This is a genomic window from Sulfitobacter sp. 1A15299 (assembly GCF_043556915.1).
GTDB lineage: Bacteria > Pseudomonadota > Alphaproteobacteria > Rhodobacterales > Rhodobacteraceae > Sulfitobacter.
The window spans coordinates 1-23,574 of the sequence record NZ_JBIFFJ010000027.1 but is presented as its reverse complement, the minus strand read 5'-3'; the positions used below and the strand labels follow the sequence as shown (position 1 = coordinate 23,574).

At 56.4% G+C, this 23,574-nt stretch carries 20 protein-coding genes and 2 pseudogenes; 14 read left to right on the top strand and 8 right to left on the bottom strand.

The window, feature by feature from the left end:
- Positions 1-43 precede the first annotated feature (43 nt).
- The 4 genes and pseudogenes from ACGYK7_RS16165 to ACGYK7_RS16150 all read left to right on the top strand — a co-directional run.
- Positions 44-346: pseudogene (locus ACGYK7_RS16165) on the top strand (iron chelate uptake ABC transporter family permease subunit); the annotation flags it as partial.
- 52 nt (positions 347-398) lie between these two features.
- Complete coding sequence (locus ACGYK7_RS16160; protein WP_394403503.1) at positions 399-1,091, top strand: ABC transporter ATP-binding protein; 693 nt, start codon at positions 399-401, stop codon at positions 1,089-1,091.
- Between the two features lie 39 nt (positions 1,092-1,130).
- On the top strand, positions 1,131-1,838 hold the full coding sequence (locus ACGYK7_RS16155) for an IS6 family transposase (protein ID WP_394403502.1): 708 nt from the start codon (positions 1,131-1,133) through the stop codon (positions 1,836-1,838).
- Between the two features lie 400 nt (positions 1,839-2,238).
- Positions 2,239-2,511 (top strand): annotated as a pseudogene (locus tag ACGYK7_RS16150) (transposase); the annotation flags it as partial.
- A 111-nt stretch (positions 2,512-2,622) separates the two neighbouring features.
- On the opposite strand, the gene ACGYK7_RS16145 reads toward ACGYK7_RS16150, so the two are convergent.
- Genes ACGYK7_RS16145 through ACGYK7_RS16130 form a run of 4 tightly spaced genes read right to left on the bottom strand, consistent with a single transcriptional unit; the run spans position 2,623 to position 6,497 of the window.
- Entirely contained in the window at positions 2,623-3,636 is a 1,014-nt protein-coding gene (locus ACGYK7_RS16145; protein WP_394403501.1) for a proline racemase family protein, read from the bottom strand.
- 47 nt (positions 3,637-3,683) lie between these two features.
- Positions 3,684-4,964 (bottom strand): TRAP transporter large permease, encoded by a 1,281-nt coding sequence (locus ACGYK7_RS16140; RefSeq protein ID WP_394403500.1) that lies wholly within the window; start codon positions 4,962-4,964, stop codon positions 3,684-3,686.
- 17 nt (positions 4,965-4,981) lie between these two features.
- Positions 4,982-5,485: a TRAP transporter small permease gene (locus ACGYK7_RS16135; RefSeq protein ID WP_394403499.1), complete on the bottom strand. Its 504-nt coding sequence runs from the start codon at positions 5,483-5,485 to the stop codon at positions 4,982-4,984.
- A gap of 22 nt (positions 5,486-5,507) precedes the next feature.
- Positions 5,508-6,497 carry a TRAP transporter substrate-binding protein gene (locus ACGYK7_RS16130; RefSeq protein WP_394403498.1) on the bottom strand — a complete coding sequence of 330 codons (990 nt, stop codon included), beginning with the start codon at positions 6,495-6,497 and terminating at the stop codon, positions 5,508-5,510.
- A 168-nt stretch (positions 6,498-6,665) separates the two neighbouring features.
- On the opposite strand from ACGYK7_RS16130, the gene ACGYK7_RS16125 reads away from it, so the two are divergent.
- On the top strand, positions 6,666-7,640 hold the full coding sequence (locus ACGYK7_RS16125) for a GlxA family transcriptional regulator (protein ID WP_394403497.1): 975 nt from the start codon (positions 6,666-6,668) through the stop codon (positions 7,638-7,640).
- A gap of 838 nt (positions 7,641-8,478) precedes the next feature.
- Here the strand turns inward: ACGYK7_RS16125 and ACGYK7_RS16120 are convergent.
- Complete coding sequence (locus tag ACGYK7_RS16120; RefSeq protein WP_394403496.1) at positions 8,479-9,411, bottom strand: hypothetical protein; 933 nt, start codon at positions 9,409-9,411, stop codon at positions 8,479-8,481.
- A 204-nt stretch (positions 9,412-9,615) separates the two neighbouring features.
- On the opposite strand from ACGYK7_RS16120, the gene ACGYK7_RS16115 reads away from it, so the two are divergent.
- The 3 genes from ACGYK7_RS16115 to ACGYK7_RS16105 all read left to right on the top strand — a co-directional run bounded on the left by ACGYK7_RS16115 (position 9,616) and on the right by ACGYK7_RS16105 (position 12,632).
- On the top strand, positions 9,616-10,098 hold the full coding sequence (locus ACGYK7_RS16115) for a hypothetical protein (RefSeq protein ID WP_394403495.1): 483 nt from the start codon (positions 9,616-9,618) through the stop codon (positions 10,096-10,098).
- A gap of 1,111 nt (positions 10,099-11,209) precedes the next feature.
- A complete protein-coding gene (locus tag ACGYK7_RS16110; RefSeq protein WP_394403494.1) occupies positions 11,210-11,779 on the top strand; it encodes a hypothetical protein in 570 nt (189 codons plus the stop codon).
- Positions 11,780-12,170: 391 nt separating this feature from the next.
- Positions 12,171-12,632, top strand: coding sequence for a helix-turn-helix transcriptional regulator (locus ACGYK7_RS16105; RefSeq protein ID WP_394403493.1), 462 nt, complete (start codon positions 12,171-12,173; stop codon positions 12,630-12,632).
- Between the two features lie 157 nt (positions 12,633-12,789).
- Here ACGYK7_RS16105 and ACGYK7_RS16100 read toward each other — a convergent pair whose 3' ends face one another.
- The gene (locus ACGYK7_RS16100; protein WP_394403492.1) at positions 12,790-13,170 is read right to left on the bottom strand and encodes a hypothetical protein; all 381 of its coding nucleotides are present in this window, start codon (positions 13,168-13,170) and stop codon (positions 12,790-12,792) included.
- Between the two features lie 665 nt (positions 13,171-13,835).
- Complete coding sequence (locus tag ACGYK7_RS16095; RefSeq protein ID WP_394403491.1) at positions 13,836-13,958, bottom strand: hypothetical protein; 123 nt, start codon at positions 13,956-13,958, stop codon at positions 13,836-13,838.
- A 29-nt stretch (positions 13,959-13,987) separates the two neighbouring features.
- Here ACGYK7_RS16095 and ACGYK7_RS16090 point away from each other — a divergent pair, with 29 nt between their 5' ends.
- From ACGYK7_RS16090 to ACGYK7_RS16070, 5 genes are all read left to right on the top strand, one after another.
- The gene (locus ACGYK7_RS16090; protein WP_394403490.1) at positions 13,988-15,826 is read left to right on the top strand and encodes a hypothetical protein; all 1,839 of its coding nucleotides are present in this window, start codon (positions 13,988-13,990) and stop codon (positions 15,824-15,826) included.
- A complete protein-coding gene (locus ACGYK7_RS16085) occupies positions 15,819-17,522 on the top strand; it encodes a hypothetical protein (RefSeq protein ID WP_394403489.1) in 1,704 nt (567 codons plus the stop codon). Before ACGYK7_RS16090 ends, ACGYK7_RS16085 begins: the two co-directional genes overlap by 8 nt.
- Before the next feature lie 117 nt (positions 17,523-17,639).
- Positions 17,640-18,734 carry a Fic family protein gene (locus ACGYK7_RS16080; protein WP_322346439.1) on the top strand — a complete coding sequence of 365 codons (1,095 nt, stop codon included), beginning with the start codon at positions 17,640-17,642 and terminating at the stop codon, positions 18,732-18,734.
- 257 nt (positions 18,735-18,991) lie between these two features.
- Entirely contained in the window at positions 18,992-19,522 is a 531-nt protein-coding gene (locus ACGYK7_RS16075) for a hypothetical protein (RefSeq protein WP_394403488.1), read from the top strand.
- A gap of 831 nt (positions 19,523-20,353) precedes the next feature.
- Positions 20,354-20,737 (top strand): hypothetical protein, encoded by a 384-nt coding sequence (locus ACGYK7_RS16070; RefSeq protein WP_394403487.1) that lies wholly within the window; start codon positions 20,354-20,356, stop codon positions 20,735-20,737.
- A 51-nt stretch (positions 20,738-20,788) separates the two neighbouring features.
- Here ACGYK7_RS16070 and ACGYK7_RS16065 read toward each other — a convergent pair whose 3' ends face one another.
- Entirely contained in the window at positions 20,789-22,147 is a 1,359-nt protein-coding gene (locus ACGYK7_RS16065) for an FAD-dependent oxidoreductase (protein WP_394403486.1), read from the bottom strand.
- Between the two features lie 405 nt (positions 22,148-22,552).
- On the opposite strand from ACGYK7_RS16065, the gene ACGYK7_RS16060 reads away from it, so the two are divergent.
- Complete coding sequence (locus ACGYK7_RS16060; protein ID WP_394403485.1) at positions 22,553-22,909, top strand: hypothetical protein; 357 nt, start codon at positions 22,553-22,555, stop codon at positions 22,907-22,909.
- Positions 22,910-23,574 lie beyond the last annotated feature (665 nt).

Genomic DNA, 23,574 nt, shown 5'->3' with positions numbered 1-23,574 from the left:
CTGCAGGCAGCCGCCCTCCCCGAGCTGAAACGCCGCGACCTGGGGCAAGGTCGCGGTCACCGCCGCAATTCTGCTGCTCTGCACGCCGCTGTTTGCCCGCCGGGCCTGGGCCCTGACAGCGATCCGGCTCGGCGAGACCCGGGCGGCGGCGATGGGCGTGCCGGTGCGGCGGCTGCGGCTGGAAGCGTTGCTTCTCGTATCTTTGCTGGCTGCCGTGCCCGTGGCCTTCGTTGGCACCATCGGCTTTATTGGCATCGTTGGGCCCCATGTCGCGCGATTACTGCTGGGGGAGGACCAGCGCTTCTTCCTTCCGGGAGCGATGCTGTCGGGGGCCGTAATCCTTTCGGCGACTGACGTGCCCCCCACTGGTCCCTCGTTCATGACGAGAGTCTGCGAGTTTGATTTTGGTAGTCGTCGGTTTCGGGCTTGGCAAGCGCGCCGGGCGCGGAACCCTCAAATTGCTCAAGCGTCCGGCGCGCTACGGCCGCAAGCAGATCTTGACGGAGGCCTCGACACCGGAGATCGCGGGTGGCGTGCTGACCGCGCTCGTGGGCGCCAATGCCGCCGGCAAATCCACGCTGTTCCGCCGCATTGCCGGACAGCTGCGCGGGGCGGGGCGGGTGCGCCTGTTTGGGGCCGAGATGGGCGATCTGCGCTACATGCCACAGGACACGGCGATGACCGCCGCCCTGACAGTCTACGAATCCATCATCCTCGCTTTGAAGCAGGGCAAAGCCAGCTGGCGTCTGTCGCGGCGCGAGCTGGCGGCAGTCGACGCGGTGCTGCACCGCTTCGGCATCGATCACCTTGCGCCGCGACAGTTGCCTGAGCTGTCCGGCGGACAAAGGCAGTCCGTCTCGATTGCGCAGACGCTTGTGACGCGGCCAAAGCTGGTCCTGATGGACGAGCCGACCTCGGCCCTCGATCTCTACCGCCAATACGAGGTTCTCGAGGCGTTGCGCCGTTACGCCGAAGAGACCGGGGCGGTGGTGATTCTGGCGCTGCATGACCTGAACCAAGTAATGCGCTCTTGCACGACGATGTTAGCGCTGGCCGAGGGGCGCATCCTTGCGACGGGACTGTTGCATTAACGAAGCCACTTGGCGACGATCATGATTTGGAGGTCGAGCATGCCACGTAAATTACCGTTCAAGCGCCATCGCTTTCCCCGGGAGATCATTCTCTGCGCTATTCGTTGGTATCTGCGATATCCGTTGTCCTACCAAGATGTTGTTGATCTCCTGGAAGAGCGCGGGATCGCGGTCGATCGATCAACAGTCTTCCGCTGGGTCCAGAAGTTCTCGCCTGAACTAACGAAGCGGACTGAGAGGCATCTGCGTTGCGCAAGCGTCGATTGGCACGTTGACGAAACCTACATTCGGGTCGGTGGCAAATGGCGCTATCTCTGGCGCGCCATTGATGCAAACGGTCAAATGGTTGATTTCCGCCTCACCGCCCGGCGGGATGCAAAAGCAGCAAAGGCCTTTCTCAACAGGGCGATCCAGCGCGTGAGACTTCATCGGCCGGTCACCATTGTCACAGACAAAGCCCCGACCTACCGGCGCGTCATCCGCGAGATCAATCATCTATATGACCCGCATTTTGACAGCATCCGGCACATCGACCGAAAGTGGCGCAACAACCTGATCGAAAGCGATCATGCGGCCACCAAACGGCTCCTCGGATACCACCAGAGCTTTCGTTCCTTGCGAACCGCCAAAACGACGCTGAGCGGCATCGAAACCATCCGAACGATCAAGCGAGATCACATCCACTACAAGCAGCCGGGCGTTCGAGGGGAGATCCAGTTCATCAGCGAACTGTTCGCGGACGCATAATCCAAGGCTCTTCCCTACGCATTCATGGCCTTCGCAAATTAACGCAACAGTCCCCTCCGACAACGTGCTGAGACTTGAGGAGCGACGTATGGAGAGTGATGACATTCAATCCGTTGCGGACCTGTACGAGCGTGAAGTGTTCATGTGTGGACCTGACGCATTGATAAATAGGAGCGAAACAATGCTCACTGAATCGGGCGTCGAAGGGTCTCGGCGTCACCGCGAAACATTTGTCTTCTGATTTCGTTGTCCGGCCAGAAGTGGAATTTCGTACCGGTCGCAGCATCGGTGAGTAATGGGATGTACCGGCTGCTTCACCCAGAGGTTAGGCAATCCCCCCCCCGATCTTAAGGGGATGCGGAAGTAGAATTTTCTCGGCAGGATGAACGAGGATATTCCGCTGAAGAAGACACGATTCACCGAGGCCCAGATCGTGGGCGTGCTTCGGCAGATGGACGGTGGCGTGCCTGCCGCCGAGCTATGCCGCGAGCACGGGATGAGCAGCGCCACGCTGTACAAGTGGCGGGCGAAGTATGGCGGCATGGATGCCAGCCTCATCAGCGAGATGAAGGCGATGGCCGAGGCGAACCGGCGGCTGAAGCGCATGTACGCCGACGTTAGCATGCAGAACGACCTGCTGAGGTTTGTTGCAGCGGGTCCGAATGTGTCGCGCAACTATCTGTGAAGTGACGTAAATCTCATGGCGAGTATGGAGACATTCCACACGCTATGAAACAGTAGGCCGCCACGTAAGCTGCGGCGGCCAACCGTCACGACTATGCCTTTAGGTGATGGTAAAACCGCGGCCGACAGGGTCGGTTTCATCGATCAACCATTTGGCATAGCCGATAACTTTGGCAGTGCCCTTAACCGTAGGGATTACGGCGCGTTGGTTCCCCAGCATGGTTTCGCCCAAAAGCTGGCCTTCGAAACGCCCCTGGCCCAACAGCCCTTCGGATTTGATGGTTTGACCGATCTTCATCTCCCCACGCGCTTCGAACATTGCCATCATCATCGAAGTGCCTGTGCCGCCGGGCGAGCGATCAAGCTTACCGTCGCTGAAGACATGCACGTTGCGGTAAAGGCTGTCCGCGTGGTCAGGCTCTTGCCAGAAGGTAGTGAAGTTCAGTCCCTGAATATGCTTCTCAGTCGGGTGCTGAATCTTCATCTTGGCATTGATCTGATCCTTCACCAGCACACCCATCTCAGACAGCAGCTTGCCGTTCTGGGGGCCGATCGGGCGTTCCCCGTCTGGCCATTTAACGACAGCAAAGAAGTTGCCACCAAAGGTGATGTCTGCCTTCAATTCGCCATAGCCCGGCAGGGTGATCGGCACATCTTGCTCCAGAACAAAGGCAGGAACGTTTTGGAATTTGGTCCAAGCGATTTGACCGTTTTCGCGGCCAACTTCAGAGGTCACGTCACCCGCCGGTGTTTCAAAACGGATTTTCGTCACATCGCCGCCCGCGTCATGCACCAGCCCGTGGCTGACCAGCGCCATAGACAGGGCGATTGTGCCGTGGCCACACATCTCCATGAAATCATCGCCATCGCACCACAGCATGCCCGCATCATAGTCGGGGCTGGAGGGCGGGGTAACGAAGACGCCGACCATGTCGTGGTGGCCGCGCGGCTCGCGCAGCAGGGCGGTGCGCACGAAGTTGTAGTTCTCGCGGATAAATTGACGTTTTTCGGTGACGCTCAGCCCGTGGGGATAGGGGATGCCCCCATGGATGATGCAGGTGGGTTCGCCATCGGTATGTGTATAGATCACATCGACGAAACGGTTATTGGTCATCATTGGACAGAGTCCTCCTGTGGTTTTTCTTGAAAAGTGAAAAAGTGTTAGAGTCCGAGGGCGCGTGGGATCAGCAGCACAAGTTGATCGGGGAAGGCGATCATGGCACCCAGAACAAGGAACATCACCGCGATAAAGGGCAGGTTCGCCCGGGTTAGGGTCAAGATATCGACCTTCGCGATGACACTGGTGATAAACAGCGCGGCCCCAACTGGCGGCGTCTGTTGGCCGATGCCCCAGCAAAGGACAACGACCATGCCAAAGTGGATTGGGTCAATCCCCAGTAGTTTTACAGCGGGGAGGAACAATGGCACGATGATGAAGATCATCGCAATCCCGTCCAGAAAGGTGCCCGCGATGATCATGATCGCGCTCAGCATGATGAGGAACAGAATGGGTGACATGTCCATCTGTGCGAGCGGCGCGAGAATGCTGTCGGCCAATTGTTCAAACGTGAAGGCAAAGCCCATGACATGCGCAGTTGCAGTCACCAACATCACTGCGCCGGATAGAACTGCGGCTTCGCAGAAGGTTTGATAGAGTACACGCAGCTTAAGGGTACGGTAGTAGAACATGCCAACAAAGATGCCATAAACAACTGCCACGGCAGAGGCTTCAGTCGGGGTAAAGATACCACCCAAAATGCCCCCAAGGATGATGGTCGGCATTAGCAACGCGGGAAGCGCTTTGCCAAAGGCAACCACCATGCGTTTGCCGCTGAAAGGTGCCTCAACTGGGTAGCCTTCGCGCACCGAGATCATCCATGCCACAATGATCAGAGCCACGCCCAGCAGCACGCCCGCCATCAGCCCCGCAGCAAAGAGCGCGCCGGTGGAGATGCCAAGATAGGCCCCCAGAATGACCATGGGCACGCTGGGCGGAATGATGATGCCGATGGTGGAAGACGCGGCAGTGACGGCTGCGGTGAAGGGGCGGCTGTAGCCGCGCTTGATCATAGGGTCGATAATCATCCCGCCCACGGCGGCGGTGTCGGACATCGATGTGCCGCTCATCCCTGCAAAGAACATGGATGTGACGACATTAACCGCCGCCAGACCGCCGCGCATCTGACCAACGAGGGTCTTCGCAAATTCGATGAGATGACCAGAGATGCCAGAACGGCTCATGATTTGACCGGCAAGGATGAAAAGCGGCACCGCCAGCAGTGGGAAACTTTGCACCCCGCGGTAAAGGCGCTGAGCGACGATCAACTGGTCGATGTCTCCCATCCAGAAGATGCCGATGGCGATGCAAACCAACGCAAACGCGATGGGCAGGCCGATGCCGATCAACCCCAAAAGGATGCAGAGGATTAAAAGCAGTTCCATGGTCGGTTATCCTCGGGTCAAAGATCGAAAGGGCTGTTGTCGGCGTCGTGGCGGCTGTCGGGGTCAAGCCCCTGACGGATGCGCGGCAGGCTGCTGGCAATCTGTATCAGCGCATCAAGGCAGATCAGCGCGCCTGCAATGGGGATCGCTGCATAAAGCCAGCCGCTAGAGATTTCCAAAACATTGGTAGTCTGCCCGGCAAAGCGGATAACCTGCAGCCCTCCATACCACGCCATGATCCAGCCCACGCCACCGATAAGTAGCTGGTTGATGACGTAAAGAACGCCTTGCGCCCAGAAGGGCAGGTTGCGCACGAAGACATCGACCTTCAAATGCGCACCCCGCCGCAGCGCCAGATAGCTTCCTAAGAAGGTAATATAGGTCAGCAGCGCCAGCGAAACCTCAAAGCTCCAGCTGAGCGCGTTGTCGAGGAGATAGCGGTAGATTACCGCCAGAAAAGCCACACCGACGGCCGCGAGCAGCAGGGCTGAGATGATCGCTTCGAGTATGCGGTTAATCATGGCTATCTCCTCTGGGCTGGCCTTACTGATCTGCGGCGCGGATCAGATCGATCAGCTTTTGCGCATCGGGGCTTTGCTCGGCTGACCAATCCTCCCAGATTTGGCCGGACTGCGCCGTGAAGGCTTCAACATCAGCCTCGTTCACTTCCATGCCTGCTTCCTCAAGGAAGCTGACAATCTCAGCGTCAGCTTTGATGCCCAGTTCAACTGAACGCGCCTCGGCGGCTTCACCTGCCGCGAGGACCGCAGCCTGCTGGTCTTCGGTCAAGGATTGGAATTTGTCTTCGGCCATTAGGAGATAGGTGACCGTATAGAGGTGATTGGTAAGAGATAGGTACTTTTGCACTTCGTAAAATTTGGTGCTTTGTGCCCAGATTACTGGATTCTCTTGCCCATCATAAACGCCGGTCTGGAGCGCCGAGTAGAGTTCGCTGAACGGTAGAGGGGAGGCATTGGCGCCATAGTGATTGAAGATCGCAATGCGCAAGGCGCTGCCCGGGGTGCGAATCTTGACGCCTTTTAGGTCTTCTGGGGTCGTGATCGGGCGGACATTGTTGGTGATTTGGCGAAAGCCGCCTTCCAAAAAGCCAACCACCCGCAGGCCTTTTTCGGCAAGCATCGCTTCGATCAATTGGCCTGCTTCGCCATTCATTGCCGCTTTCACGTGTTCGCGGCTGGAAAAGATATAGGGCAAGGCGGTTGCGCCAAGTTCAGGAGCGACGGCGGTGATCGGTGTTTCGATTGTGGCCATGTCAAGGATCGAGGACTGCATCGCTTCAATCGAGCTTTCCTGATCGCCGAGCGCGCTGGAGTGGAACAATTTGGTGCCGAGGCTGCCGCCGCTTTTGTCCTTTAGAACCTCGTTGAAATGCTCAACCGAGCGGAATGCGATCCCGTCTTCGTTGCCGGGAACATTGACACGGAAATTGATATCTTGCGCCACTGCGGGCAAGGTTGCCAAAGCGCTGATCGAAGCGGCTAAAGCAAAGGCGGCAAAAGTTCTGCGGTTCATCTTGAGTTTCCCTCTCTGTACCCCGTTGTATACGGTGGGGCTGTATAGGACGTTAGACAGCCATAAACTCTCTCGATAGAATAGATTAGACAGATAGATGGATAATTCAGACATTTTTGTTCGAATTCACTGCCCTCTGGTCATAATGCTACCGTTTAAGGAGATGTGATGCGCCGTACTGAACAGAAACTCCGTGTTGGTTTTTTGCTGCTGGATAGCTTCACCCTCAACGCCTTCTCCGGATTCGTCGAAGCGATCCGCCTTGCCGCTGATCATGGTGGCCGCAGCCGACAGGTTGCCTGTGGTTGGGAAGTTATGGGGAAGGGCAAGGTTGCGGCCAGTTGCGGGCTGACCATTACAGCAACAGCGCCTTTGATAAATCCGGAAGAGGTCGACTACATCGCGGTTTGCGGTGGCAATGGTTACCGTATTAGGTCCCAGCCCCAATGGCTGGATCAATACCTTTCCGAAGCTACAGAGGCTGGTGTCCCTTTAATCGGGCTCTGTACAGGGACATTTAACATCGCGCGGGCAGGGCTGATGCAGGGCTATCCGGCCTGCGTGCATTGGAACGTAGCTGACGAATTCCATGATCAATTTCCGCGGGTCGAAGCCTTTACTGACCGGATATTTTTGGACGCCGGGGCGCGTATCACCTGCGCAGGGTCGACCGGGGCCTCGGATCTCGCACTTCACCTGATCCATCGCCATTGCGGGAGTGAGTATGCACAGCAGGCCATCCGACATATGATGATGCAAGGCCAGCGCGCGGGGACTTTTCCCCAAGCGCACTTCTCAAAGAGCACCCATGATGTGAAAGATGAGGTGGTACGGCGCTGCGCAGCACTAATGGAGCAAAAAATCAATATGCCGCCATCAATGGATGTCCTGGCCGCCGAGGTGGGGATCAGTGTCCGTCAGCTTGATCGGCGATTTAATCAGGCAATGGGGCAATCCCCGTCTCGGTATTTCCGTTCAATGCGGCTCAGCTACGCGCTTTGGCGATTGACGCATACCACGGACAGGATCGCCGAAATTGCAGCTGACGCAGGGTTTTCAGATTCTGCGCATTTTCACCGTGAGTTTCGTAAGTCCTATGGCACCTCTCCAAGCCTATACCGTCAATCATCGAATACTTTCTAATCGGTGAAGGAATCCAAGTATTGTGTCAGCTTTCCGGGGGGGGCTCTTTCACCTTGGTGTTATAAATCCGCCTTAAGTAATTAAATTCTCTCTTCGGTTGCTTGCGATGCACCTTCTGAGCGCCGGTCGACACTTTCACCAATTTAACTGGACGTTTGCGACTGAACGGGCTTCGTAAGGGCTCCCAAAAGCTGACCTTAGCTGCGTACTACATGTATGTCCGGTTAGGGTCGTTTGCGGCCGCCGCTTAGTAGCGAATGCCAGTGGAAACGGGCAAAGCGACTGCAAGTGGTTCGCGACTTGCTGCACCTTGTGATGTGACAGTCCCATCTCCGAGATGAAACCCGTTTGTAGATCCAAGGGGATTTCAGAAAAAAAAGAGAACGTTGGACCCATCGCCGACTGAGCAACGTCGATATCAGAGATTGCGCTGGCAAGCTGATATGCAGAAAGATCTTCGCTGTAGGGAGCGTTCACAGTTGCGAGAACCTTAGTTGTAACGGACACCGTCATTTGATTACTTGCCTGAATCATATGTTGAACTGCAGTGCTCCTGCCGCTGAAAGGTATGCGCATCGCTACCCGCCGCGCAAGAACCTATGCTGACCTACAATATGAGCAATCAAACGCGGTCAGAGCCATAATAAAGAACCAGGGGTTACAGGATAGAACGCATTTATCGATGGGCTGTTTGACGTCAACGTCAGGTAGACCCGCCTAGGAACTGTTACCCATATGGCCAGTATTAATTAGTGTAACAGCCCTCAAGAAAGTTATTTTCGGAGCGCGCGAAGAGTATTTTCCCTGCGGCGCGCCCCTGAGGAAGCCAATGCTCTTCCTATTTCCGGTTCGCCCAAGAGGACAGAAAGTCTGCCGGGTCAGGCATTCGAATGTTCCAATCTGCAAGCTCCCGCACATTTTCGGGTAGCAGCTGCTTGAACAGTTTCAAATATGTTCTCGTTTTTTCCACGCAGGCGAGGCTTGCAGCGTTGTCTTTGACTTCCTGCATGGCGATCAGAACGGGGTTTACTTGGTCCAGTTCCCCCTCGTCGTAGAAATCGAGGATATCTCCATGAAGCCAAGTCGCTTCAGTCATCAGAATGGCATCGGCAAAATACACCACATAGTATTGGTAGCTTTCTGGGCAGGGGAACATCGACCTCCGATGTGCAGTGTCGTCATGACCCTGCGATAAATAGAAATCAGAAATAATCCGTGCGGCGGAAGGCAATCTTTCTTTGGGTAGGTCTTCGGAGAGCACAGCTTTTATCTCGTTGTCGCCCTGCACATAGAAGACTGGGTCGCCATAGTCGTGGCTTGGGAACTGGTCTACGCTAGCAGTTACAGAGAAATACACTCCAATAATATCGCCTACCTGCGCTTTCTCATGAGGAACGATATGAGGCTCAAAGGAGAGCCCGCCGATATAGTTGACGGTCTCTACTTGGAACGGGTTCGCCGAACAATCTACTTGGTCAGGGTTGCAGGTAGAGATGACCTTTTCAGCGTCGGTTTCGAACGTGAGCGGCTGGGTTGCGTTTTGGGGTGAAGTGGATTTTGAAGAAGACATGGTCTGCTTTCCTTTATGTTTTTGTTTAACAGCGTTGGTGCTGTATTCATGAGGTGAGATCGATTTCAGCGGCGCGGTAACGCGAAGTGAAATTTTTTTCGGTTTTGTCGAATGGTGTTCGCGAACTTCTTTCTTTAGGCTTGGGTGGGACTTTCGGGCCTCAAAATGGAGATCGGAACGATTTTCGGCGCGCGGTTGCATTACGTAGCGTAAAGGGCGGCTTGATTGTGCGCAGTCGGTGAACCGGGCCCGTGCGCTGCCAAGATCTCAAATGGACAAAAGGGTGATGCTCGAAGGCCTGTCGTCCTGCGCGTTCTGTTTGGACGCGCAGAACGACAGGCCTCTTTTGCAAAAGAGGAGAGGGTCGGGCTGGGTGCCATTCACTCCTTCAAGAAAGCCCTTCAGATGACATATACGAACGATTTTCCCTTTCAGATTTCCGGCCTGCAGCTGTTTGAAAGCGTGGCCCCAAAAGCTGCGGAACAACTTGCCCGGCAGTTCCACCGTGCGGGTCTCTACAACTCCAACGACTTGCTCGATGCTCTCGCCACCGGGTTGAGCGCATTTGCCCGCGCGCGAGGCATTGCTCTGTCAGAGGAGTTCAAGCGTGTCTGGCCGGGCGCAATGGATGTGCTCAAGCAGAACCGCTGCGAGGATGACTGGGAGAAGCTGTTGCCGCAGGAGGCGACCGCGCCCAAAGCCCCTTCCCGTCAGATCGTGCGGATGAGCGCTCAGATGCTGCATGTGCTCGAAGCTGCCGAGGCCGCTGGCATGCGACCCCTGACCGCGACTTGGCTGGGCGTTTGGATCGTGACGGCCGCCGTGATCGGGCATTCGGGGCCCTTGGATGCCGATCTCAGTCTCGAAGAACTGGCCGAGTGCTTCTGAGCCCCTGGCTTATTGGGGTCTGGCGCCCCGATGAACGGGCTGCAAAACGTTGGTGAGCAGGACCTTGAGTTGCCCCTGCGCATGCCGAGAGGTGGGGGGCACTCTCTGCGCTCTCTCGAAGGCTTTTACGAGCCGTCGCAGGTGCAGAACGGGAACGTCGTAGAGCTGTGCGACATGCGTGAGCGACCGTCCATGATGCATCTCTGAATAGGGACGTTTGGCACTGCTGCGCTGGAGACCGGCGCAGCAGGCACAATGCTCATCGAGATGGAACGCTCCCAATGTATCAAACCGTCCGGCGGGGTGCGAGAGCCTATGTCTGCGCCGATACGCTTCAAGCGCAGCCTCGAGCTCATCTGCTGAGTAGCCGCGCTCCGCAGCGATTTTTGCAATCATATCTTTTGGCATCCTGGTGTCCTGTCACAGCCGAAGCGTGGCGGGGTGCCAGGCTCTTGAGAAGAATTAGGCACCGCTGATGCCGTGCCAAAACGCAAAAGAATATCCTGCGCCAAAAGGGCGGAGCCCCCTTAAAAACACCCCAAAACTGCCCGGCACGGGCTCTTTCATGTGTTTCCTAATTCTCTTGATTCAAAGCAGCGTCTATTTTCGTTTATAACCAATGAGTTGCGGTGTTTGTGACGCAAAAACCCCGGGTCATGACGCAATTTCCCGGTGGTTTGACGCAAAAACCCCGGGTTTCGACGCAATTTCCCCGGAACATGACGCAATTTCCCGGGCGATCTTTTGTGCGGAAAACAAGATGAGGCAGGGGTGTCCCTCAGCGAGTGTTTCTGACTTCCAGCGTGCAGGTCTATGAAGCCTGCTCAGAACTCCGGGACGATCATGCCTGGATGTTGACCGTGCAATGCCGCGCCTGTTTCAAAACTGCTTCAGATCGCTGCGAGTGGCTGCGCATATTTTCAGTGCATGCAGGCCTTTCTGACGAGACGGGTGTGACAGCCTTCGCGCTGTCGGACGTGTGTTGGGGCCGGCGGAAAATTTTTTTGCAGAAATGTCATTTTTCTATCTCCCCGGATTACCGCCCCCACAACTTCGATCCGATGTTCCTGTCATGGGCACTTTCAACCCCGCCCATTTTAAGGAGAACAAAATGTCTAAAGAAGTACCTCTCACCCTAAAGCCTTCCTCCTTTCCGCAACATGTCGTCGAAAAGTGGCGCCTGCTTGTAGACGCGTATCTTGGGAGCCCGTCAGAGGCAGAAGAAGGTGACCTTTTGGGGCTCGACATCGGGCACGTGCTTGCTGGCGCATCCGGATATCCTGCCTCGGAAGTTCAGGCCTTCTTTTTTCTTGAAGGGGGCGTCTGTGACGCGCGCGTCATGAACTTTCCGACCCGGAGCGCCGGAAACTGCGTTCAGGTCGAACGTGCTGTCGAGCGTAGCGTAGATATCGGTTCTATGTTCATGTTGTTTTGCCACGTGGATTTCTCCAGCAGGCAGCTGAATACTCTTGTCTTCCGCGATTTCACGCTGATTTACGATGGTCTTACGGTACAGGGCGCGCGCGACGTTTCTTCGAAGATGAAGCTGATCCTACATGAGGAAACAAACGGAAGAACACCTGAACAACTTAAGCAGGATATTGAACTTGGCCTCAACGGATTTGCGAGGGCCCGCGACGGACTTAGTCGTGTCAGGTTCACTGTAGATCTTGAGGCCTGACCACCCGGTGCCTAAGCCCCTGCTATGATTCCGAAGTCTCGCCCCTTCTTCCGCAGGTGTTGCCGGGGAAGACGGGGGGAGAGGCGATCTCGAAGGGAGATGGGCGGAGCGATCTAAAGCTTCGGCCGCCCCTCGAGAATAGGAAGCAGCGGCACCTCCCGCGCATAAACGGAAGAAGGGCAGGGGCCCTTCTTTTGCATTTTTGCAGAGCAGTTGGCCCCCTAAGAGGGCGCATGAGATTTTCATCCGGAGACTCTAAGCGGCTCGTAGTCCTCCGTTTCGCGCTCTTTTGGGTGTTTGTGACTATCTCGCATAGAGCTTCGAGAATATTCTCGGCCCAAGGGCGGCCCTTGTTTTTGGGAAGGGATTTGCCGGGGTCTATGTCCTTGGCATGCAGCAAGATACACCACTTTCGAAAGATGACCTGATCACGTATTTCGGCCTAAAGCGGGTGGAGAGCGGCGACTACAGAGCGTTATCACGCGTTTTGAAGGCGCTCGGGATCCGTTTAGTTGGCGGCACAACGCGGTGGTCTGTTGTGTGGAAAGCGTTTGGGCTTGCAGAGGCACAAATGCCGGAGCGGGCAGTAGAGCTCAAGCAACCGTTGCTCGATGCCCGCGCGACAGCTGAACTATTGGGCGTTGATCCTTCGACCCTTTATCGCTGGTCGAAGGGGCAGGTGCCCATCGGTATGCCACCCTTTCCAAAGGCAATAGATCTATCGAACGGGCGGGCAAATTCCCGCAGCCAGCGCTGGCGTCGATCTGAGGTTCAGGCTTGGCACTGCCACCAGGATCTTCCGGTCTATGTACGGCGATCGCCGGTCTTTGGCGCGCTTATCCCGACAGCATGAGTATTATCGCCTGAGTGGGGGCAAAGAAATGGTGCGCAACTTTCCCATACAAGACACCCGGACCATATGGCCCGGGTGTCTCTTGTCTTCTCAGTATAATGAAGTGACTGGTGGTTTAGGGTCTGATCTTGTCGCTGACGTCAGGATTGACGGTGATCTATGCCACCGCGTTCTCCGGGCCTACGGTTGCAAGGAAGATTCTGTTTCCGACGGCTTTGAAGGGCAATTCGTCCGAACCGGTGGCAAGCTCACAGATGGTTTGGGCGCCCAGCAGGAAAGCAATCATCGGGTCGTTAAAGCGCAGTTCGTGCGGCAAGGCCACCGTATTTGGCAGCTGCGTGCCTTGGGATGTGAAGGTGAGGAAGTATGACCATCCGGTGCCTTCGTTCTCAAGGGTGAACCGCTCGAGCGTATGAATAGACATATGCTCGGGGAATTCGGGGGAGCGGTAGCTTGAGGGCCACATCCCTTTTGCGCGGAGCGCCTCAAGGACAAGATCTTTATAACACTTCCATGGCGAAGGTGTGGTCTCGATCATAGTCGTTCTGAACTTCATTTTACTCTCTCTTTCTGATCCCAACCATTGGTGCTGGGGGGGTGAATGAACAGATAGAGACGCGGTTTGCGCTCCGGTCCTGCTCTTTGTGAAGACCGTGAGGTGATGTCCTGCGCGGCCCGTATGAGTAATTTGGGCGCGTTCAATTCCGCGCGGAAACGCGATTAGGGCAAATCTGAATTTTTTTGGATGACCTTAAGTCAAGCAGCTTGGGGGCGTTGCCGAACCTCGGAGTTTGGGGCGAACCCCTCCGGGGCGTAATTCCCGAAGATGACGCTCAACGCCCTCTTTGCCCGCAAGGTCTTCGCCGCATTTCTTGTCTTGGAAAAGAACAGGATCGGAGAGGGCTGCTCTGCGCGATCCCCGGTAATCTGGTCGGCCCGCGGAGCGCTTAACCTTGCGCTGAGGCGGTATCGTTACCGTCGCATGTCTTGTGGGTGGGCCTTCTTGGCCCGCAAAATTGAAACCGCGCCCAGTACATGGCCATTTGTCTCGCCTTGCTCCACGGGTGAGGGCGCTTTCAAAAATGGCCTGCTGCGGACGCCGCATGGGTGGGTCCACGGCACCGCCGGTCCCCGTCCCGCGGGGCGCTACGGATTGCTCAGTGGCCCCCGGGACATCGCAATCTCAGTTAAGCGGCAAAGACCTCATGCAAGTGGTGCGGACATAAACACCCCCCCGGTTTCACCGGCGGCAACCACGAAGGTGTTTATGTCCGCTACGCGTTTAACCGGAAAAACCAGCGCCTTAGCGGTTTCTCTATTTTCCATGATCAACCTCTTTCCTGAAAGGACATCTCATGCTTGATCTCTCTGGCAGACCCCCTGCCGTCTTGTCCCCTGTGGCAAGCATTGCGGCCTCCACCACCCCCTCGGATGGGACCAACTTTGCACAGTTTCGCGCTTATACGGCCGCACGAACCGATCTTACTGCCAGCACCCAAACAAGCTACTTGGGCGCGATTGACAAGGCCACGTCGATACTGAACCGGCCGTTAACTGCGATTGAAGCAGACCTGGACGCCATTGCGCAGAGGTTCCCTTTGAAGGGGTTTGACCTCGATCATTGGCCGACTGAGCGCGCTTACAAGACGTTCCGGGGCCGTCTCATAGCTGCGCTCAAGTCGTTTTGCGGTGTTCACGCCGAGAAAGCCCGCTTGCGGGCAATGGAGGATGACTGGACAGTATTGCTTGCGGCCATTGAGCCGCGCGTACAGGGGCGGGTAGGTACATCGGATTGGCATCCGATGAAGCTCCAGATGCTGAAAAGTTTTGCGCTCGTTGCCCGGTCTTACGGCTGGCAACCACGGGATATGACCGTAGAGCGGGCGCAACAGATTGACCGAGCGTTCAGCGGTAATGTGAGAGAGTCCCATGCGCGGTCTCTCAAGCGTCTCGATGAGCTGCGCGCCTTTCCTGAACTTCTGCCTCATTTGCCAGCGGAGCCCATTAACTTTGTGCCTGAGCGCCGGGCTCCGGCGCACCAAGAGATCCCACGAGATTGGGAAGTCCAGTTCATCTCTTGGATCGAGAGTGTCACGAATAATTCCTGGGACCCGGTCGCAAAGGAGTTCACCGATAGGCATGAGCCGCATGCGCATGTGATGAGGTCTGCTCTTCGCACAGCTTTACGGGCGGGATTGGATATCGGCATGATCAGCCGTGAAGAAGGCGATCTCAAAGCCATCTTGGCTTGCGATGAAACGCTCTATGCCATTGCAGGTGAGTTGTTTCGTCGGCAGCACGAACCGAAGTCAAAGGGGCACCTCGAGCCGCGCAGCGCCCGCAAATATCTCAAAGTCCTCAACCAGCTGCGCGCGCATCTCGGCCTGGACTGCAGCGGTATGATCCAGGTTCTTGCGAACAACAAGACAGCGCGCGCAGGCCGTAGGGCCGAAAAATCCATGACCAGGACCAATCGCAAATTTTGCGAACGGCTGGTGGAAAAGAAGCACCTGCGGCGCCGGTTCCTCACGTCCTTCTTGGAGCTGCGCGCTGCCGCCGAAAAGATTCTGGCGCAGGCTAAGGCCGAGGATCGCAAACTCACAGCGCTTGAGATCTCCCAAGTCCGCATGCTCGGGGTTTGCGCATGTTTTGCAGCTATTGAAATCGGAGGGGCCCCCTTGCGGCGCCGCAATGTCTTGGCGCTGACATGCGTCGGTGAAGACGCGCAGTTCCGCATCCCCAAGAAGGGTAAAAAGCCTTTCAAGGTCTTCTTGCCCGCGGCGGTGACGAAGAACGATGCCGTGATCGAGTTCCCGATCGCGCGCAACAAATACGGCGCATATGACACGATTTGCTGGTATCTCGAAGTGATCCGCCCGCTCTTTGCGCATGCAGACACGAGCCCCTTTCTGTTCCCTGCGGTACGCACGCCCGGGCGCTCTCTCAACGCGGACTTCTTTGCCGCGCACTTCTCTAAAGCCATGCGTGCGGTTGTTGGCTTGCCGATGACCCCTCACCAGATGCGCCACGGGCAGACGTCGCTTTTGCTCGATCGCTACCCCAACGAGATCGAAGTGATAGCCAAGCGTATCGACGATACTGCGGCCACCTTACGTCAGTTTTACGGCTGGCTTAACGCGCTCAAGCTCGTTGAGCGGGGTCAGGACATGATGATTGGATTGATGAATGACTAAGACCTACGATACCCGCAGCCGTGCAGAGATTCTATCTGCGGCACATTTTGGTCCCTACCGCGCAGCCCCCAGGCTTGATGAGATTGGCTTACGTGAGCTGCGCACCTTGGATAAGTTCTTTGGTTTTGCGCAAACGCGCGCGATCTCTGTGCCGACGGTTTCGGATTTCCTTGCGTTTGCACAAGAGGATGCTTCACCGCGGCAATTGGAGAACCTGCGTACCGCGTTTGACCGGTTGGTGCCGGCGGGGACCCCGGTTTGTTGCACGATACGTGACGCGATCCGTGAAAAGAAAGGCACCGGCCGTAGCTGTGACCGTCGAGACAGGCAGGCGCTTGCGGCTGACCCTTTGGTGGCGCCCTACTGTAAACTGAAGGGGTTCGAGACAGTAGCGCTTGAGGACCTGCGCGTCTTTGCACGGTTTCTTGCGTTCACAGCCGCGCGTGGGATCACGGTGCCAACGGTCGATGACTACCTCGCATTTGGGGAGGACGTGACATCGAGCCGCCGCTTGCGCTCTCTCAGAGCCGCCATCGATGTCTTGATGCCGGGCAGTCCTGCTGCACATGTAATCCTGTCTGACGCGATCGCCCGCAAAGAGCCCCCGAAACTTGCCAAAACGGGGTCCGTGCCGCGCCCCGCAGCGCAACGGCGCGTCGCTTATGACGCCCTGCCTCCCGCTTGGCGGGCAAAACTGAAGGCGTGGCGCACGGGTCTTGTGGCGCTGCATGAAGCGGTGCCGGCCCCCTCCGTGATCGACAACACCGAAGATATCTTGCGTGAATATGCAAAAGTGCAGATCGATGCAGGTGCTCCAGTGGCCATTACCATTGAAGGGGTTCGGCGGATGGAGGCATCGCGCACGGCGCATGCCAAGACGCGTCAGGCCCCCGCCTATACATCTCAAGGGGATCGGCCCGCTACACGACATACCGCTGTCATGCGGCTGCGCCAGTTTGGAGACGCCCTTGGGATTGACCGGCTGACGCTGGAGGCGATCCGGGCACATGAGAACGCGCTACGAGCTGACTTGCAGTCTGTCGTGCCACTGAAGTTCGGTCGCTATGAACAACTGCCTGATTTGAAGGAAACCTGGCAGCTGACGCAGGCGCTTCTTGAGCAGAGCGCTGAGGCCAGCCGGCGGCCCACCGAAATACGACTGCTCAACGAGGCGTTCTGTATTGCCTTCTGGACATTAATCCCGCTGCGTTTGGGTGACGGTCAGCTCATTTGGGGAAAGGATATATGGTATGATGGGGACTGCTACCGCATCGACATCACGACAACGAAAGAAGATGAGCCGCTGCGCGGTAGGCTCCATGAACGATTGGAGCCCTTTGTGGATGCTGTGCTCTTGCGCGGAATGAATGTGGATCATCTTGCGCATCTCCGCGCGCTTTCCCAGACGGATCAGGTCCCCGTACTGCGCGACGTATCTGGCAAAGGACTTGCAGGCGGATATCCTTCCAGCGCCTGGCGCAGGCATATGGGGACCGGGGCGCATATTGCGCGTACCCGGATACATACAGAGCTTGGACAGTTGGGGCCGGAAGGGGTGGAAATGGCGCTGGCTCTTACGGCTCAACGCGATACGCGATCGCAATTCGCCTACCAAGCGGCGCAATTTGAACGGGCGCAGCGGGCCAAGGGCCAAAGCATGATTGACGGGCTGCTGGCGGAGGTGTTCGACGCATAAAGTCCGGCAACGCTTCGTAGGCGGAGGTTGTCGCCCTTATTCTCCGCGTTTGCTGCGGTGTTTGTGATTGTCCTGCGGAGTTTGCGTCGTATAATCTCCGCAAAGAATGCGTAAAATATGACTTACATCCACGAACTTCATGACTGGCCGCAGTTTATCTGGGATAAGGCCAAGCTGTCGTCACAACTTGTTGCGGTCCGTCACCGCCAAGGTAAGCTTTTGGGGCGCATGGAGGGTCTTGGCTTCGATCTTCGTAACGAGGCGATGCTCAGAACACTGACCAGTGATGTCGTTAAAAGCAGCGAGATCGAGGGGGAAACGCTCGACAAGGATCAGGTCCGCTCGTCCATCGCGAAGCGGCTCGGGCTCGAAATCGGCGGACTGATCCCAACCGATCGCCATCTTGATGGTGTCGTTGAGATGATGCTGGACGCGACCCAAGCGTATGACCAGCCACTGGACGCGGAGCGTCTGTTCGGCTGGCATGCGGCTCTCTTTCCGACCGGGCGAAGCGGAATGACCCGTATCAGGGTGGGAAATTGGCGCAACGGTCCGATGGAGGTTGTGTCAGGACCCTATGGCCGCGAACGCGTGCATTTTGAGGCGCCAGACGCCCAAAGACTAGACCCTGAGATGCAGCGCTTCCTGACTTGGTTCAATCAAACACCCGACACCGACCCAGTCATCCATGCCGCAATTGCCCATCTTTGGTTCGTCACTATCCATCCTTTCGATGATGGCAACGGCCGCATCGCTCGCGCGATCGCGGATATGGCGTTGGCGCGATCCGAAGGCAGTTCACAGCGGTTCTACAGTATGTCGACGCAAATTCGACAAGAGCGCAGCGCCTATTACGATATGCTCGAGACAACACAGAAAGGAGAGCTTGATGTGACGGCGTGGCTCGTTTGGTTCCTAGCTTGCCTCGATCGCGCGTTTGATGGTGCCCAGATCATCCTGGAAACCGTGTTCCGGAAGGCGAGGTTCTGGGAGGAATATGGAGCGTCGAACATGAACGACCGGCAGCGGGACATGGTCAATCGCCTTTTGGATGGGTTCGAAGGAAAACTCACCACGTCGAAATATGCGAAGATCGAAAAGTGCTCACAAGACACAGCCTATCGCGACATTCTTGATCTGATCGACTTGGGAGCCTTGGAGAAAGATGAGGCAGGTGGGCGTAGCACCAGCTATTCACTGGTGGCGACGTAAAGAGGCTTCTCACAGGAGGAGTTCCAGACGGCCACTTCAAGCAAGTATCAGACGAGCACCGCGGGGCCCCAGTTCATCGCCTTGCCGACAGAAGCTGACGCTGGCGGGTGAGAGGCAGGGCGACCCGGGACAATAATTTCTCAAAGACGACGAGATTTCTTCTGTCTCCTTCGGGATCATCCCAATTCCTCATTGGGAAGGCCAAGACCGGCCTTTTTCGAACTTCAAAGAGGTCCAAAAGAAAGGGTACCGAAGTCATGAGGAAAATCGTCATCAAACCTGACAACGCACTGCGCATCGAGGAGGCGTTGAAACAGGTCAACGGGCGGGCGACAGCCCATACGATTACCACGGCCCGCGCCGTGGAGGCGCTCGCGCACGAGGTTGAGCAGGCCTTTATCGAGCGGGGGGCCACGAAAAAATCCCTACTGGGGACGCAAATTCAATACAGGCCGGGCGGGCCCGGAAACTCCTACGCGAAAGCGGGTCTGCAGGTTATCACCACGTCGCTTACCCTTGAGCGGGGGGCAACGCATTGGGCGCTCGTGGGGATCGAGCGGGAGACAATCTGGGCGAGCGACAAGAAGAAAAGCCATGTCGCACTCTCTGAAGCGGCGATCAGGAAAATTGCAAAGGCCGCGCTTGGGGACCTCAATATTGTGGGTGACCCCTCCAGCCGTTTCGAGCCTCTTTTGCAGAGAGCTTTGACCGTGGCCTGCATGCCTTGCCACAGTTCGCATGAAAAGCTTGCCATCTTGAAAGTGTTAGAGACTGAGCTGCACATCTGACATGCGCCAGAACCGCATATGCACAGACCTCCGCAGCTCATATTATCCGGCCCCTAACGATCCCCGGCTTGAGGTCGAACAATCATTGTAGGATTTGTGGCCATAGCCAAGGGGTCTGCGCGCTCCGTGTCTTTTCACGGCGAGAATGGGCTTGCGTGATGGCCGGGTGAATGTGGGGTCGATACGCACGGTTCCGATTTCACCGCCGAATAGGCGGCTAAGGGCTTGGTTTTTGCCGGTTCGCGGCTCTGGATGAGCAGGCGGCTAGAGGTGGGGCCGCTTGTTGCAGACGAACTGTTTTCACGAAGGTGCCCCCTTGCCGTTTTTCGGTGACAGGTCTTGTTTGTACCGCAAATCCTTCTCCAGTACTCCCCTCCCACGCGTTGCCAGAACCACCGTGTCTGTGGCCGCCATTTTCTCGAATTCGATGCTTACGTTGCTAAAGCCGGAACAGCGGCTCTCGTCGTATTTTTAAACAATTGTTCCAAGGCTTACCCTAAGGAGAGCGCAATAAAATGACCCAACAAAATATGAGTGAAGCGCGCTTTTACTTACCTGATCACAAGATTGATGCCGTGGGAAAGTTTCTGCGTAGGATTGCTTATTTCTGAGCAGCGATCAGCTGCCTCGTCGTCCAGAGGTGGGTCAAGATTAGCCGAGAGGATATCTACCTTTTGGATGTTGCATCGGAGAGCAATATTTGGACGTGGTTTATATGGTCCTGGCCGCGGCCAGTCTCTATGTCACTGCTTATATGCGCGGGCAAACGGCACATTCTTCAAAAGTTGGGGGCTGACCGCAACGGCTATCCTACTGCTTTCTTTGGATGAAATGATCAGTATCCATGAGCGGCTGGAGGGGGTTGGCCTCACCATGGGCGGCGGTAGCGGTTTGTTGCACTTTGCTTGGGTTATCCCCGGTATGATTGTGGCGGCAGTGCTGCTTGCAATTTTCACGCTGACAATTCGAAGTGCCTCTGCGCCTGCTCGCCGTAGTTTTGCTTTGGGGATCGCGATGTTTTTTGGCGGCGCATTTGGTCTCGAGATGGTAAGTGGTGCAATCCTGTCGTCGTATAGGTCTTATGGCTTATATGCGACGTTCTATCACGTCGAAGAGCTCCTGGAAGCCGTTGGAATGGTGTTCATTCTTTGCGCGGCTCTAAAGGAGCTTAGTCGGCATGGCCGGGGGTCTGGCTTTCATCCTGCAGTAGCGTAATGCTTCGGCTTTAAAGGCGCGGCGCAGTTGTGACTTAACAGCTGCGCCGCGTCATAACCGACGTACGCCTTGGCGGTCCAACTCCTTGTGGATGGCAGCCAGATCGACATTCTCCAGCTCCGATCGCGATTTGACTGCTTGAGCTGCGGCGATCCCGGCACCTTGCCCTGCGACAGCGCAGCACGCCATGTTGCGCGTTGCGGCGTGGGCGATACGATCCCCCCCGGTTGCACGTCCCGCGACCAACAATCCTTTAATTTTTTTGGGCAGCAATGATCGATAGGGAATGTGCATGTAACGCCCTGTCGTCGGCAGGATGAGGACCCCATAGCCGTCGATAAATTCCGGATAAATACCTATGCTGTCCTCAAAGCGTGCTTCGTGGCGCACATCCGTTTCTGTCATGTTATAGATCGCATCGATTTTGCGCGTGTCCCGCACTCCTAGCGTCATACCGAAGTTGCGCAGGCGGACGCCCTCGCATCCAGGCGCAAACCTGCGCAAGGCTTCAATGGCCATCATCGCTTGGCGGCGGCCCTCGATTTCGAAGTGAGTAAGGTCTTTGGGGTCGGTCCCATCGCAATTGTCTAGATGGACCAGGTTCATATAGGTCATCTCACCGCTGTCATGCACCGCGCCCCAAGTGCCTGCGATGGTGGTCAGATCCGCGGGAATGACCCCGGCTTTGCGCGCCGCTTCAAACGGTTTTTTGAGGAAAGGCGAAAACATCTCGTCTTCTTTGCCGTCGGTTTCGACTGTCCATTCGCCAGTGGACCAATCGGAATAGGTCTGCGGGTTGGCGTGCACCTCTTCCATGAACTTTTTCTTGTCCACGCCCGCGACGTGGAACATGACGCTTGCAGCCTGCAACTCTTCCCGAGGGGGGTGCGTGACGGGCGCTCCGGCGCGGTGGGCGATGTCGGCATCCCCTGTGGCGTCAATGACCACTTTGCCAAGGATAGCTTCCCGACCGGCTTTGGATTCGGTGATAATGCCGATGATACGGTCGCCTTCCATAACGGGCGCGACGAACAGACGATGTAGCATCGGCACGATGCCAGCTTCTTCGACCAATTGATCCGCAACGACTTTGAACCCTTCGCTGTCGAGCTCATAGCTAAGGGACTGGGCTTCGGGGACAGCGGCCCCCATCGCCTTGGCACGTTCTTCAAACTCGCGCCCAATACCATTTGCTTCAACGGTCTTTTCATGGCGATACCAGGCAAAGCCTTCCACGCCCACGGTCGTGATATTGCCCCCAAAGCAACCGAAGCGTTCTACCAGCGTAACATCAACACCTGCACGTGCAGCAGCCAGAGCTGCAGCCAAGCCCCCCGGGCCTGCGCCAACAACGAGCACATCCGTGGTGTGTAGGACATCAATTTGCCGGGACGGCTCAGTGATTTGCATTTTTTCTCCCGTAGAAGGTCGTTCAGGCTATGCGCGGTAGTTGCACGGCCTTTACCCGGATCGCAACGGCTCGGGGCAAAGCAGCGCAGGAAAGCAGGCTTTTGCGCAGCCCCGCAAAGACACATTATGCCTGCACTTTTTGGCGCGTCGCGGTGCGCCAGTTATAGGCCATCAAAGTTCTGAAACCGGCCGCTCGATCTTGATGCCGCGCCCCAATTGGATGGCGTCGAGGGATGGCCTTCTACCGCTATGGCTTTGCGTTGGCCTCACCCTTTTGGGCGCGGTGAAACTTTTTTTGAGAAAATGCACGATTTGATTATCGCCCCCCCCAAATCGTCACCAGCTCATGATTAGGCGCTGCAAGTGCCGCTCAACCTGAACCATCAAACTGGAAGGGATACACAGATGGGACTGGATATTGGTTTTTACCGCGATGGGGAGGAGGTGTTTTACCTGCGCAACCACGATGATTTTTTCGAGGCACTTGTCAATGGTTCTGGCGGGGATGTCTACGAAGACTACAGCGATTTCTACGTTACCCTCGACACTCTGGCTGTAGTCGAAGGTATGATCGAAGACGGATTTATCGACTGTGGTCTTTCTCCAGACGAGGCTTTGGCTGACATTCCTGATGCGTTCCACGGCCTTGATGCGCGAGGTACGGAATGGAAAGAGCTGCTGCGCTACTATCCTGCAATCGTTGCGTTTCTTGCTGAAGATATCTCTGCGAACGGGCCCCTCATCTGTGGTTGGTCTGCATGAGAAGAATTTTGGCGTCTGTCGCGATAAAAGGTGTTTGCGCGATGCGATTGGTAAGGCGCAAATCACTTAAATAATATTGAAGCACGCTTTAGATGGTCACTGCGGGAACCGATGCATCTCATTGGTCCTACTATTCTCCGCCGCATAGGCGGCTGCAGATGGGGTTGCTACGATCAGATGATCGTGCCCCATCTTTTAGCCAAGGCCCCCCGTCGCGGAGGCCTTGTTTCACCGCCGAATAGGCGGCTGAGGATTTGGGTTTTGTCGGTTCGCCGGCCGCACCCATCTCCTTACTGGGCCCGGTTTTACCGCCGAATAGGCGGCTTAGAAACGACGATGGCAGAGCTTTCTTCTGCTGTCTTTACGCCGGGCCCAGCTTTCTCCGCCGCATAGGCGGCTGTAGCTGGGGTTGCTACGATCAGATGATCGTGCCCCATCTTCTTACCAAGGCCCCCCGTCGCGGAGGCCTTGTTTCACCGCCGCATAGGCGGCTGAGGATTTGGGTTTTGTCGGTTCGCCGGCCGGACCCATCTCCTTACTGGGCCCGGTTTTACCGCCGAATAGGCGGCTTAGAAACGACGATGGTAAAGCTTTCTTATGCTGTCTTTACGCCGGGCCCAGCTTTCTCCGCCGCATAGGCGGCTGCAGATGGGGTTGCTACGATC